Annotated in this window: 10 protein-coding genes; 3 read left to right on the top strand and 7 right to left on the bottom strand. The window is 29.0% G+C overall.

Annotated elements, in window-relative coordinates; translation table 4 throughout:
- Window position 1: 1 nt before the first annotated feature.
- The 7 genes from AACK87_RS01345 to AACK87_RS01315 all read right to left on the bottom strand — a co-directional run bounded on the left by AACK87_RS01345 (window position 2) and on the right by AACK87_RS01315 (window position 10802).
- On the bottom strand, window positions 2-1696 hold the full coding sequence (locus AACK87_RS01345) for a sugar ABC transporter permease (protein WP_338972789.1): 1695 nt from the start codon (window positions 1694-1696) through the stop codon (window positions 2-4).
- The gene (locus AACK87_RS01340) at window positions 1696-4038 is read right to left on the bottom strand and encodes a sugar ABC transporter permease (RefSeq protein ID WP_338972788.1); all 2343 of its coding nucleotides are present in this window, start codon (window positions 4036-4038) and stop codon (window positions 1696-1698) included. Before AACK87_RS01340 ends, AACK87_RS01345 begins: the two co-directional genes overlap by 1 nt.
- Before the next feature lie 13 nt (window positions 4039-4051).
- Entirely contained in the window at window positions 4052-4600 is a 549-nt protein-coding gene (locus AACK87_RS01335; RefSeq protein WP_338972787.1) for a hypothetical protein, read from the bottom strand.
- 19 nt (window positions 4601-4619) lie between these two features.
- Window positions 4620-6593 carry a lipoprotein gene (locus AACK87_RS01330; RefSeq protein WP_338972786.1) on the bottom strand — a complete coding sequence of 658 codons (1974 nt, stop codon included), beginning with the start codon at window positions 6591-6593 and terminating at the stop codon, window positions 4620-4622.
- A gap of 17 nt (window positions 6594-6610) precedes the next feature.
- On the bottom strand, window positions 6611-9379 hold the full coding sequence (locus tag AACK87_RS01325; RefSeq protein ID WP_338972785.1) for a glycosyl hydrolase-related protein: 2769 nt from the start codon (window positions 9377-9379) through the stop codon (window positions 6611-6613).
- 212 nt (window positions 9380-9591) lie between these two features.
- Window positions 9592-10176 carry a hypothetical protein gene (locus AACK87_RS01320; protein WP_338972784.1) on the bottom strand — a complete coding sequence of 195 codons (585 nt, stop codon included), beginning with the start codon at window positions 10174-10176 and terminating at the stop codon, window positions 9592-9594.
- A gap of 41 nt (window positions 10177-10217) precedes the next feature.
- Window positions 10218-10802 (bottom strand): hypothetical protein, encoded by a 585-nt coding sequence (locus AACK87_RS01315; protein ID WP_338972783.1) that lies wholly within the window; start codon window positions 10800-10802, stop codon window positions 10218-10220.
- 419 nt (window positions 10803-11221) lie between these two features.
- Between AACK87_RS01315 and AACK87_RS01310 the strand changes: the two genes are divergently transcribed.
- From AACK87_RS01310 to AACK87_RS01300, 3 genes are read left to right on the top strand one after another with little or no spacing between them, the layout of a single operon-like run.
- Window positions 11222-12154 (top strand): hypothetical protein, encoded by a 933-nt coding sequence (locus AACK87_RS01310; RefSeq protein ID WP_338972782.1) that lies wholly within the window; start codon window positions 11222-11224, stop codon window positions 12152-12154.
- 7 nt (window positions 12155-12161) lie between these two features.
- Window positions 12162-12914, top strand: coding sequence for an ABC transporter ATP-binding protein (locus tag AACK87_RS01305; protein ID WP_338972781.1), 753 nt, complete (start codon window positions 12162-12164; stop codon window positions 12912-12914).
- Window positions 12889-14475 (top strand): hypothetical protein, encoded by a 1587-nt coding sequence (locus AACK87_RS01300; protein ID WP_338972780.1) that lies wholly within the window; start codon window positions 12889-12891, stop codon window positions 14473-14475. The genes AACK87_RS01305 and AACK87_RS01300 overlap by 26 nt, the downstream gene beginning before the upstream one ends.
- Window positions 14476-14635: the final 160 nt, after the last annotated feature.

Raw genomic sequence — 14635 nt, 5'->3', positions numbered from 1 at the left:
CTTATCCTTTCACTCCACCCGAAGTCATTCCTGAAACCACAAATTTTTGAAGTACCAAGAACAATACCCCAATTGGGACAGCAACTAATGTTGATCCTGCAAAATAAGCACCATAATTCATTAATCGTTCACTATTGATAAACATGTTTAACCCAACCGCGACGGTATAGTCTTCTTGATTTCTTAAAATTAGTGATGGTAATATTACATCTCCAAATGGTCCAATAAATGACATTAGTGCAATTAGAACTAACATTGGTTTACAAAGTGGGAAAATAATATTTAAGAATATTCAAAAATGACTACATCCATCAATTCTGGCCGCATCATCTATATCTTGAGAAATAGAATCCATGTAACCTTTTAAAATTATTGTGTTACTTGCAACACCTCCCCCAACATATATTAGTAATAATGTGGCAATCCTTGGCATATTAAAGGCGTTGTTTAATAGTTCTGTGAATATATAAAACACAAGAAGTGATGTAAAAACTGGAACCATTTGTGATACTAGTAAAGCTATTAGAAAACTTCTTTTACCTTTATATTTAAAGCGACTAAAAGAATACGCCGTTAATGATATTATAAAAATCGTAATAATCATTGTAAAGAATCCGATAATTATTGAATTAAATAATCATTTTAAAAATAAAGTTTGCTCGAATAATCGACGATAATTGTTGAAACCAAAATCAAAATTTTGGATATCCAAAATAACTTTTTGGTTGTTAAGGTTGAACCCTTGTTGAATTAATACAACGATCGGATAAATTATTATCGCGGCTCAAATTATTAAAATAGCATATCTTATTAATAGGCCTATTCATTCTATGGCTGACATCGGTGGTAAATCTGATAAATAAACTTTCACGTTCATTTCTGTGATGTTAGAAAACATTGTTTCAACCAAGTGTTCATTCATAAAATACAAAGTTTTTTTAAGATCATCTAAAATTAATACCATAGTGCTAGAAAAATTGTTGTAATTTTCCGTATTGATTAGACCCTCATTTTTTTTATTTTTCAAAAAAGTCTCTGCTTCAATTTTTAATAAAGTATATTCAGCAGCTAAAACTCCTATTTTTGAATAGTTAATAAAATTATTTTTAATCTCACTAATAGTTGCGATTTGTTCAGTAAAGAGAGCAAATACATTTTTTGTAATATCTCAAAAGCTTCTAACTGAATTTTTAGTTATTTCATATTGCTCAGAAATTAAAATATTTTCTTGTTTTTCCCCTTTTAACTCGTAGGCATTTTTTAAACTAGTATAAAATTCCTTGTTATATTCATAGGCGTATTTTAGACTAAGGCCTTTTAGCAATTCAAATGATTTGCTTGTTGTTTTACTTGGCTTATCTTTTTCGTAAGTAAATGAAAGAGCTGCAAATTTTAACGATATATGATAATTAAGATCATTTTCTCAGTCATAATTTTTAACTTGATCTTTTAGGATTAACATAGCAATTGTATTGTAGTTTCAATTTAAGTCTTCTTTTTTAAAGCAATTAATTGCATTTGCAATATCTACTCGATCAAAATTTATTTTTTCATTGGGAGTGATATTTAAATAGTTTAATCCTTTTATTTCCTTGAACGCTTGATTCATTTTAAAAATCATGTTATCGGGAATAGTTTTTTCAGACTTTTTTTTCTTGCTGTGTACAGTAACATTTTTTTGATTTAAAGTTTGCATTATACTGTTCCTCCTTTAACTGATTTAGATTTGACCAAAACCCCAACAGAAATTGCTACAATTACTCCAGAAACCACAATGTTAAGTACTGAAGCTTTGGCAACTTCTCCACCTTGAATTAGTTTGAATATTAATGAAGCTACCGTATCTGTTGTTCCAGCTCCACCAAATAAGGTAGAGTTAACATCATATGGTCCTCCATCTAAATATAGATAAATAATACTAAAGTTATTGAAAGCTCCAATGAATTGCCCAATTAAGATTGGTGTCATTTGGAAAATTATTAGAGGGATTGTTACTTTTCAAGTTTTTTTAAGTGAACTTGCTCCATCAATTTCTGCAGCTTCATAAAGATCTTTTGGAATTGACTGTAAAATTCCTGTTATTAAAACAAAGTTAACACAATATCCCATTCAAGTTTGAATCATTAGCAACGAAACTTTAGCATAGAAAGGATCGGTTTGGAAACCATCATTACCAAATATATTACTTAAAATACTTCCTGGCATGAACATTACTTTGAATAAAAGAATAGAAATAAATCCTGGAATTGCTCATGGAAGAATGTAAATTAATCGGAATAAAACTTTTCCTTTAATTCTTTGATTATTAACTAGACTTGCTAAAATAAAAGCTAGAAAGAAGGCAGCCGTTGCATTAAAAACTGTTCAAATCGCTGTTCAACCTAGAACTGAAACCATTGTAGCGGTTCAATCTCCGTTGAAAACTATTTGAAATTGTTCTCACCCAACTCATTCAAAGTTGGAAATGTTGTTTGGTCCATAATTTGTAAAGGCCAATAATATGGTTGTAATAATTGGTACGAAAATTATAAACATCACAAGTAGAAATGCAGGAATCGATGTTGCAATTGGATAACCTTCATCTTTAAAGTAGTTTTTAGTTTCCAATCAAGTTTTAACTCGAGCACCATTTTGTTTGGCTCTTGATACTAAATAACTTTCGCGAGCTGAAATAAAAATATAAGTTATAGCGAAACTTAGGAAAAGAACTCCTAGCGCCCCTTCAATAACGAAGTATCGAGCATCTCCATTGGCTCAGAAATATTCAGCATTTCCTAAAGTTATTAGACCGATAATCCCATTACCTTCGATATTACCTAAACCAAAAGCATAGGCTACTAGTAATCCCATAATGGCAGTTATAATAAACATTAAACATCCTTTAATGTACTGACCATTATAAATTTGTCCACTACCTGGTAAAATAAAACCAAGGAAACCAGCCAAATATTTATTTCATTTTGATGACTGTACGGGGGTTTTACTTGTAGAATCAGCATTTTTTGATATTAGTATCAATTTGTCATGATCAATCTCTTGTTTAAAATCATTTTTAATTTTTTTAATTTCTCACTTAGCTAATAAAACTTTATTTGAAAATATGATACTTTTTTTATCAGAAACATATTGATTTTTCAAATCATTTTTTTTAGTTACATAAGCTTTGTAATTAATTTTTTTTGCCAACATACCTTTGAAATTATCTCTAGTATCTTCGCAATATTTTTTTCTCAAAAGGTAAAGTTTTTCTTTTTGCAAATTTTTACTTTCTAATGCAATTGTAGATTTCAATTCCTCATAATGTTGTTGACTTTTTTGCAAATCATTTTTGTATTTTTCTAATTTGATTTCATAATTTTTCAAAAAATCTATTTTATTTTCTGAAAATGCTTGATTTAAATATCCATCATAGCTGAATTTTTTTTGAATTTCACTTAGCTCAATTTTTTGCTCATTCAATTTTATTTTTTTATCAATTTTTGAAAGAGATTTAAATTGTTCGCTATTTAAATCGTTTTTAAATTCAGTTTTTTTCAATTTATATTCTTGTTTAAAAACTTTAATTTGTTCAATTGGAATATTTGAGTATTCGTTTTCATATCAGTTACCATTTGATGCTATTAGTAATTGATTTTCAACTCTCTTTTTATTAGCTTCACGATATTTATTTTTAATTTTAGCTACATTTAACTTATATTCTTCATTTTTTAATTTAATTTTTTGCTTTGTAGGTTTTGACCCAAATTTGGTTTTTAATTCCACTCTTTGAGTACGGTAATAATCCATTTTGCTTTTATTTTTTTCATAATTTTCTTTATGAAACATATTATCAAAAAAATAATAGAATTTTCTTTGCAGATTTCTAGATCAACTAAACTCTGATAGTTGAAATTTCTTTTCATCTTTTAGATTTCTTAAAAAACCATTATAATCATCTTTAATCACTTTTATGTTAGCTTTTATACTAGCATCTTTAGATAGCGATTGCAAGTCTGACTTTTGAAATTTTTTTATTTGTTCTATTTTGGCAGAAGTCATTGAGCACCTCTTTCTATAATGAGTTTTTATCTTTTTCTCTTTGATAGATTAACATTCTTTTATTTACATTAAGTAGGTAAAACATATAGATGATTAGACCCACAACTGTTAAACCAACCAATAGATTGATAATTCTTATTGCTAATATTCCTTCAAAAACAAACAGAACACCAACAGTGAATAATATTCATAATGAAAGTCATGTAAAGCAGAAGATAACTCCAATTGGACTTTTTTTAGTTGCTCGGTAAATATAGAAAATAAATATTACATCGATTAAACAGTTCAATAAATATGAAACTATCGAGAAGGCATAGACCTCACGAGCTTTGGCGATCTCTTCAACCGTTGAATTATCGTTTTTGATAATACCATCCAGCATGAATATATTTGAGAATAAAATTACACTAAGCAAAATTATGTTGACAAATATAGACACCAAGGCAACTATCAAAAGTCATTTGGGTAATAAGATTTTGCTATTTTTTTTGAAGCTTTCAAAATTGCTAATCGACCTTCGTTTTATTTCTTTTAACTGTCTTTTATCGGCTTGAGCTATCATTAAAATCACCCTATCTAATTTATTTTTTACCTAATTCATAATTTAACTGACTTAAAATTCTCATTAAATTTTTGGCAAAGGCTTCTTTTTTTTCAATATACTCAGTAGTTTTTTTGTAATCAGTGCTATCACTTGATAAAGAACCGTAGTATTTTTCAAAGTCATTCATTGAGAAAGCCTCATTTAAACTAGGAAGCATTGCATTGTTTCCATGTCAGTCATTATTTGTGGCAAAATCATATGAAGAAACATTTGGCGCCATTGATAATGTGGTATCCTCAGAAGCATAAAGCACACTAGCAAGTCGTATTTGATATTTTTCAAGTCTAATTATTGCTTCTTTTTCAGTGGCTTCATTATTTTTTCCTTCAAAGTTTGCCACTTCATCTACTGCACGAGCAAATTTATTGTCTGCAATTTCTTTTAATTTATTTTCAAAAATTTCGTTTTCAGTTTGTCTCGGATCAATAATAGCAAGTTTTGACGGAACTTCAAGACTTTTTGTAAAAGATTTTTCAAAATTTCATTGTCCCCCATCAGAGGCATGAACCATTTCAACTTCACCTTGTTCATTTTCAACTTCGTGAGCACCAAACATTATTTCAACAAATCTTTGTGCAGCTTTAAGTCGATTTGTATTTGCTCCCAATCTTGAATTGAAAACAGTCATCCCACTTCCAGCAGGAGCCAATCATTTACCAATATTTTGTTCATCATATTTTTGAAATTGTTCAGCTTCATTATTTTTATCAAATAGTTTTACAAATTCTAAAGGCATGTAATCTATTTTAGTAAACGATTTAAAACCTCCAAGCATATCAAAGTAACTGCTAGGTTCGTAGTTTATTCCAAAGGCAGAAACCTCACCATCTTTGGTAATTCCATCTCCCCCAGATAACATACTTCTTTGAACTCCGGCATTTAAGCTTGGGTGGTTCATATTTAGATATGAAGTGTTGGCTGTTTTTCCTGTTAAAGTATTTTTAGCCACCTTAATTTGTTGTGAATAATAATCAAATCATTTACCTAGAACTTCTTTAGCACTAGTTGTGAAGTACTTATTAGAAAAAACACTTGAGTATTTCCCTTCACTACTGTCATAGTATGGTAAAGATTCGTTGTTGATTCAGTTTACTCCAATATCTGCTGCTTTATAAACTTTTCCATTAATTGGATCACTCATGATATTTGAATAAACTGGATACATTCATCACATTCCTCTATCAAATAAAGATGTTATCATTTTATTTCCAGTTTGCGCAGAAACTTCTGCTAATTTATCAACTGATACATTTGCGTTATCAACTCAATTAATTTCACCTTCATCATTAAATTCAGAACCTGAATTAACTAAGCCTAATTTTTTAAAGTTACTCATAGAGTCATCGCTATTAGAAACTAAAGCACTTCCTCCACCAACACCCAAGTAAGTTGTTATTCCATATTGAGCTGGGTTTTTTTCTTTAGCTTTAGGGTTATTACTTTTTATTTTTGAAGATTGAATTGCGAAAGGCATAAAGTTCGATCACAAATCAGTTTGTGTGGCACTTTGATCATTTCATTTACCAATGGCTTTGTCTGCTTTTTCTCTTGTATAGTTTAAATTAGTTAAAATTTCTCCTGCTTCAGGAATTGCATCTGCCCCATCTAAAGGTAATATATATCCTAAAGTTGCTAACTTAGTGGCATTATCAACAGAAGCAATAAATATATCGGGCATATTTCGACCAGAGTTACCTATGGTTTGCATTTCAGTTGATAGTTGGTTGTTATCATCATATCTGATACCTTTAAATTTATAATCATCGCCATAAATTCTGGCATATTCTTCAGCTGCATCTGTGTATAATTTCAAAGTATTTTTATCAGTCCTGTTATCAACATATGAATAGTAAATGGTTGTACTGTTATTTACTCCACCACAAGCAACTACAGCCATTGCTGATGAGGTTGTTAATGATGCTGAAGCTATTATACTTAATAGTTTTTTCAAAGTAATTATCCCCTTTCTTATTTCAGGATATAGCTTTTTATTTCATTTGGTTTAATTTCAGAATTGAAATTTTTTATTTTGTTATCAAGTAGATCAACCTCACCTTTAAAAATGGAAGTATCAATTGAAATACTTTGTCTAGTAGGATTGTAAAGTCTGACAATATCAAATTTTTGATTTCAAGATTTTTTAACTGTTGTGACAACTAAATTATTAATATCTTTTATGTCAACTAATGACAATTCTCTTTCCCCGATTGCTGGGATTTTTCTTTGAGTCATAACAAAAGTATCCCCTTTTCAATGGAAGACATTCGAAGTTTGAGTTTGATAGTAAGTATCTGGTCAACATCACTCTTTTGATTTTTTATTTTGCGTGTCTAAATTTTTTGAGATATTTATAGCAAATTCAAATTCTAATGGAATATTTAAATTACTTTCTGGAGTTGCATGTGGGTAATCGTCTACCCCTGAAGCTCGACCTTTTCGATAAATTAAATGTCTTCTTCCAATATAAGATACCGCCCTGAATAGAGTTAAAGCAATCTGATTTTTATCATCACCGATTATTTGGTATTCGTTAGTTCCCTTGGTGAAAATAGCGTGAGAGAAATCATTGTTTTTCAAAGCTACCATTGATTCCATCGCTTCAATTTCCACAGCTACATCTACTCAATTTTCTTCAATTGATTTTTTGTGTACTGGATTATCTATTAATCTTTTTACCATCGCAAAACTTTGATCTGCAAACGAGTGCTGAGTGTCTAAAACAGCAGTATTGCTTATAAATCTTCAACGAATATCTGCGGCTTGATTTATCATATTTATTTTGAAATTGATTAAATCATTTTCTAAAATGATTTGTATTTTAATTGTTTGATCAATTAAATCAGATGAATCCAAAACTTTGGGCACTTGATAGTTAGCTTCAATTGTCATAATTTTAATTTGACCATTATCTTCTGTATAAGTTTTAAAATCTGTCAATTTCTGAATTTGTTTTTGATTAAAATGTGAAGGAGAAAAATCATAAGTATCTCCAGCATCAAAGCTAGCTTCTAGTTTAAACGCTTTATTTATATTTTGATTATTAACTTTATCAATTAATTTAAAATTCATGTCCCCATCGACACTAATATTGAATAAATCATTTTCAATTGTATTTCCCTGCTTAGTAAATTTAAGTTTGAAAGTATTGGTTTTTGACTCTAAAACATTTAATATTTTATACCCTAATCCTGAAACTTGTTGATTAAATTTAATAATTGTAGTGTATTTACCCTTAATATTTTCTTCTAACAAAATATTTGTCGCATTAATCGGTCCGTCATCAACTTGACCTTGATTTTCTTGAAACCCATTACCATAAATATGACTATCTTCGCGAATTGAGAATTCATCATTGTTAAAGAACTTCTGACTCACAACACTAAATTCCACTGGACGTCCATTTTCTTCAAAGATTTCAAAAAATTGTTCTTTTGTGTGAATTTCAAAAGTATTCTCAATTTTTCTAGAATAAGGAGCGGTGTTAAAAATAATCAAATTACCATTTCCTAATCCCAAAGCATCACAAATTCTTTTTTTGATTAGTGTGGTTTGAGATTCTACAATAGCACTAGCCGCTTCTAAACGATTTAAAATACTGCGATTAGTTTCATCAGTATTACATCCTCCAAGACTATCGTGAGCATGAGAGGAAACTAATTTTTTACTAGCCTCAAGTAGTATTTCAAATGGATATTCACCATTAAGTCGACTAAAAATTACTGACATCGGTTCTAATTCATTATAAATTTGGTATTCAACTTTTTTTGATAAGCGTTTTATATCATATCGTGATGATGTAATAGTTTTATGAGCTCGAGCAAATCTTCCATTTCTGAACTCACCCTTAATTACGTTAGCATCATTCATTACTACAGGATCGCTGATTAAGTCATCCATGAAGTTTTCAAAGTCCCCAAGAATTCATTCGTGAATAGGATCTAGTTTATTCATTTCCTCCACAATTTGGGTTCAACCCGAAACCATTGGCATTTGATCCGATCCAACGGGCATTAATATTCTATTATTTGAAGACCTGGCTTTTGTCTTTAAAAAATCCAATTCTGAATCAGCAAATTTTATATAGTAAGCAGCATGTTCTTTAGCTCTAGTTACTGGATCTCACTCTTTTCAGTTTTCAGCTTTAGACCATTTTTTGTTGTATTGTTGCAACAAACCACCAACTCCTGTGAAATAACCGTGTTTATAAAATGAGTAAACTGGTAGACGAGTTCCATCATCTGCTTCTCAAATATTGAAAAGGTTATTTTGCAACAATTCATCATCAGCCCCTCTTCAATTAATAATTCCTTTATTTGCAGTTTTGGCAATTATTTGAGGTAAATTTGAATTAAATCCAAAAGTATCAGGTAGATAACCAACCTTCATTGAGTTACCAAGTTTCTGACTTAACTTTGTTCCAATTAGTAGATTTCTAACAATTGACTCCCCGGTGGCATTAAACATATCAGTTTGGGTGTATCAAGGACCCACAACCAACTTTTTATCTTTAATAATTTTTTTAACTTTTCCTATTTTATGAGGAAACAAGTTTAAAAAATCATCAACTACTGAATATTGAGCATCAAAGACAAACGGGGCTTCATTTTCGTTTTTATCATTGGCTTCAATAATTTGCTTCATATTATCAACCAAATAAGCATCACTAACTTCTTTGGTGAAATACCATTCCTTATCCCAGTGCGTGTGTGGCACTAAATATATTTTTCATTTTTTCAAAATAATTATCTCCTATCTTTTTTATTTTAGTTTATTTGCAAATTATTGTAATTTTATTTAATATATTTAGAATAATATTCCAATTATTAATTAATAACTTAGAAAAATATCTTATTATAATATAGTTTATAAGAAGTCAATTATTACTCCAAAATAAAAACTACTTAATTTTGTTTTTTAAATTAAGTAGTTTTTATTTATTTTTAAAGTTTTTAGCTAGCTTGATAGAATCAAATATCTTTTATTTCGTATCTAATTCAAGGACGACTATACGCCGCTTGGCTACCAGATCACAAATCTCAACCTATGCTGAAATTCATATCAAATAGTTCAAACATTGCTCTTGCACCAATTTGTTGTCACGCCAGACCGTTTCTTTCAGTAATATCTAAAGTTGGTGTAGGTCTAAAGTTGTTCAATAAGTCAATAGTTGAAAATCTTTGGTCATTTGCGGGATGCACAAATCGGTCTTGTCCTAATACATTTCCAAAAGCCGCTTGGTCTATGTAACTAAATGTAGGAAATCTTTGAATAAACTCAGTAATATTATTTGCTCATTGACTAAGATTGGCAACAAATCTACTTCCACGATTAGTATTTAAGTCATTTCATCCCGAAGAGATAGTCTCATTAACATCTATTTCCACTGGCAAAACCAAAGAACCGTTAAAATTTTTTAACTCTAAATTGTTATTTGTACTGTAGTTTCTTGGAGTTTGAACTTCAGGTTTTACAGAATTAATAGCTGTTGGAGCACTTAAGCCTAAGACTCCGATAATTGGTAGTAATTTTTTCATATAAATTATCCTATAATTATTCAATTTTTAAGTAATGAACATTAATTCTCTCAGAAGTAAATTCTAGAAACCTCGTAAGTAACTCATGCGCTACTTGTTGTGGCTCTGCTACCTGCTCATAAGTCCCAAGAAACATTCAAGTCCATAGTTTGGGGATTCATACTATATCTCACAAAAGAACCAATTTGTTGTCATGCAAGACCACTGCGATCTTCTACCTCTAATATTGGGCGAAATTCACTACTGAACAGCAAACTAGTTGAAAATCTGAAATTAATATCAGTTTGTCCTTCTCTTGGTATGCTCAAAACATTACCAAAAGATCTTTCTCTTGCAAAAGAAAAAGTAGGAAACATGTTAACTAGTTCTGATTGGTTTCTGGCTCAATTTGATAAATTGGCAACATTTCTATTACCTCGATTGTTAATATCGTTATTTCATCCAGAAGTAACTGATTCATGGATTTGCAGGCTAAAAGGCAGGGCCAAGGCACGAGCCCGAGAAGATACATCTTCTTCTTGATAAGTTGATACGGCACTTTGCTGTGGTGACTTTGTTTTTACAACATTCACAACAGCTGGTGATGTCATCGCCATTATGGCAATTAATGGAATTACTTTTTTCATAAATATTCTTCAAAATATTCTATGCTTGTAAACTTATAATTTTACACCTTCATTATATTCCTTTAAACTGAAATTTCTTCTTTTAAGTTAAAAAATTTTAAAGATAAATATTTTGCAATAAATATATCTCATTAAAAAATAGTAGCACATATTTAATCAATAGATTCAGAAAATGTTAAAAAGATTAAAATAAATTTTAAAGTTAGAAAAGTCCTTATTACTATCATGATTTTATTAAAACTTATTTTGGAATTGCTAAATTATAGAGTTCCTGATTAAAAAATGCTAGCTTTATTTTAAAAATATTTATGAAAAGACTTATACGTATCTTATTTTAATAAATAAATTTTATATATTAAATATAAATATACAAAAAATGGGAGTATAATTATTTTAGCCACACGGCAGAGGAGAAAAATATGAAAATATTTAATATTATTGGAGTAATGGCGATTTGCTCAGGCCCAGCATTTTCTTTATCGAACAACTTATTGGCAGTTGAAAATGTCAGGGAGATAAAAGAAGAGCTTTATGAACCAAATAATAAAAGCGATTTGTTTGAATTACAAAAATATGTATTAAAAAATCCAGAAACGATTATAAATTTACAAGAAGGTTATGAAACTGGAAAATTCTCAAATAATTTTAAGGATTTAATACTAACAAGGATTGAAGAAATTTTAATTAACGAGAACCAGTATCAGTGATCTGGTGTTTTTATAAAGAATAAAGATTTTTTCGAATTTGAATTAATTCGCGAGGAAAACTATAAAAATAAATATTCTAAAAATATGAAGATAAGATTAATTGCTAAAACAGGTAATAGTCATTTTTTTGAAGGAACTACTATGGACTTTTGATTTATTAGTAATTTTTTATTTGTAGATGAATTGCATCCGAATTCATCTGTAGATGTTAAACAAAAAACTTACGCAAATTGATCTCAAAAAAATCATTTTGATGTTTCTAGTTCTATTAACTATGCAATCTATTATGAAGACTACGCTTTCGACAAAAAGGATTTTTTTAGAAAATATAAAACAATACAAATAAGATATAGCGCGAAAGCAGTAAATAAAAAAGGACAAAATGTTCTTAAAAATAAAAACGAAACTATAAGAAATTATAGAATTCGAGAAATTGAAGGACTTAATTGATGAGATCCTGTTTTTGAAATTGCTAACCAAAAAGTAGCTGGTAGCTGGCAAATTATATCTTTAATTAGACCAATTGTAAACAACGAGGGTATTTTCATAGAGTGCAGAACAAAGGGATTTGTATATGCTGCGGGAGCACCCAAAAAAAGCGTGGAGTCAAGCATCACCATTTATGGTGTTAAATTATTGAGTTAGGAGATTTATGTTAAAGTTAGAAAACGTAACAAAAAAATTCAAAGGTGGTAAGGGAATAAATAAAGTATCATTTGAAATTCCTCAAGGATCAATTTGTGGATTTGTTGGTGATAACGGAATGGGTAAAACAACAACTATCAAGTGTATTTTTCAAGAGTACAAAATAGATGAAGGAAAAATTTTGTATAAAGACGAAGAAATAAGTGGCTCTAATAATTTGTTGAATTTCAGTCTTTTTCCTGATTCAAATGCTATTCCGTTGAATTATCGCTTAAGAGATTATGCATATTACCAAACTATGCTATACAAAATACCAAGAAATATAGTAACCACTCGTTTTAAAGAGTTTGTAAAAATTTTCGAACTAGAAGGATATGAGAAAAAGAAGTTAAAGCAATTATCTGCTGGAATGTTAAAGCGTGCAATGCTTATTTGTGCAATGATTACCGATAGTGAATATTTAATTTTAGATGAACCTACCGCAAACCTAGATGTGGATAGCCGTAAGGAGTTTTTAAATATTTTAAAATGGTTAAATGAACAAGGAAAAACCATTATTATAACAAGTCATATAATCGAAGAGTTGCAAGAAATAGTTGATTTTTTGATTTTCATTGATGATGGAGAAATTAAATATGCAAAAAAAATAAATAATAAGAAAGAGAAAATTAGTGATATCTACAATAAGTATCGCACAAGTTCTCATACAAATAGAGTTGAGGAGTTAAAAAAATATGTTGCAAGCAAAGATTACAAATAAAAATGATAAAATTGCTTCATTTCCAATCATGAAATTTAATTTTTTAAATTTGCTGAAAAGTATTACTCTTTGAGTTATAAGCATTTCCTTTGGAGTTGCAATTATTTCTCTAAGAGTTGTGAGTTTTGTCTTAATGAATTTTTCAAAAAGTTTCAAAGATTTTAATATTTCAGACACTCCTGCAACAACTTTTGTTGAATCAATGTACCTTGGAGTTTTCATTATATATTTATCTGTATGAATTATTGTGGCGGGTTATGATTTATTTTATCGTCAAAGACAAGCTCAACTATTTGAATTGGAAAAAAGAACTGGTAATAAACTCTACAATTCATATTTATCAAGAGTTATACCCTTTTTTGTAATTGGGATTATGAACATAACAATCTTTTTTATAATAAATGTTTTTTTAACATTTGGTTTTCTGCAGTTTTCAACACCCCCATTTAATAATCAAAATATAACTGCCTTTGGTTTCATTTACTTAATATTTTTTTTACTATTGGGTTTTTATCTAATATTAAATTTAATATTCAATCCCGTTGTTACAGCTATTTTAGCTTTGATTTTAAGCTTTTGACTTAGCATGATTCCGGTTTTTGAATTAACAGTTTTAAATACTAACGACAAAGTTAGTGAAAAAATGTCAAAAGATTTGAAGATTCAAAAGTTGACTTATAACTTTCAAATCAGCAAAGATTATAACGCATTTTTTAAGGAACATGAAAAAATAAATTATTTAATTAGTGATTTAAGTCTGATTAATAAGGAAAATTATGAAAGATTATTTCTAAATGGTATTCTGATGCCCGAAGATGACTACCAAAATTATAGCGAAAATAGTTATGAGGAAAGTAAATCTTTTAAAATATTGGAAAGGTGAAATTCATTTTTTCCAAAGCACAATATGTCGGAAATGAGTTTGAGTGATATCATTTTGGAAATTAAAAAACAAGAAACCGATCAGGACTTAATAGCACTACTCGATCAAATTGAAAAAACAGCCTATGAAGCGATGGTAATCGATAATCTAGCTGGTGGATTTGATATTATTGGCAATAGATTTATCCAAAAAGATTTTCAGGGTTTATTTGGTGGTAGAAGTGCCTTATGAAGCTTCTTAAATATTTTAAGAACAAGCGTGCAATTTAATGAAGAAATTTTAATGGATTTAAATGAGTATAATTCAATTAATAAATATTCTCAAAACAAAAACATGTTTGACCCCTTCTCATCTTTTAATTGAATGTATCGTGGTAAAAAATATAGCAACCCAACATATAAACAATTTATCAATAAAATTCAAAACTATTCAAGTCTAAATAGTGTTCATTATGAATGAACTATTTTGGATCAAGAAGCATTTAATGAAATTAAAGCTGATAGAGAATATTACGATTTTCGATTAGTCCCAAAACAAAGTGACTATGAATCTGTAATTGCAATTGGAAAATTGGTAAACAATCCATTTTATGAACTATTTTACATACTATGGTTGATTATTGGTTCGGCAATGATTTATCTTAGCTATCTTATTTTCAAAAAAGTTAATACTAATTAAAAAGCAGTTGTTATTTTATAACAACTGCTTTTTAATTTTTAAGATTACGTTTTTATTTTAAAAAACAATATTTCTATTAGCTTTACTTTATTTGTTCTTAAAAAAACCTACCAAAAACTTAGAATGAAAAAATGACTCTAGAGTCATTTTTAAATAATAT

The sequence above is a fragment of the Spiroplasma endosymbiont of Panorpa germanica genome (assembly GCF_964019765.1).
Taxonomy (GTDB): Bacteria; Bacillota_I; Bacilli_A; order Mycoplasmatales; family Mycoplasmataceae; genus Spiroplasma_B.
Note: the sequence above shows the minus strand (reverse complement) of the source record. Positions and strands in the feature narration are given on the sequence as shown.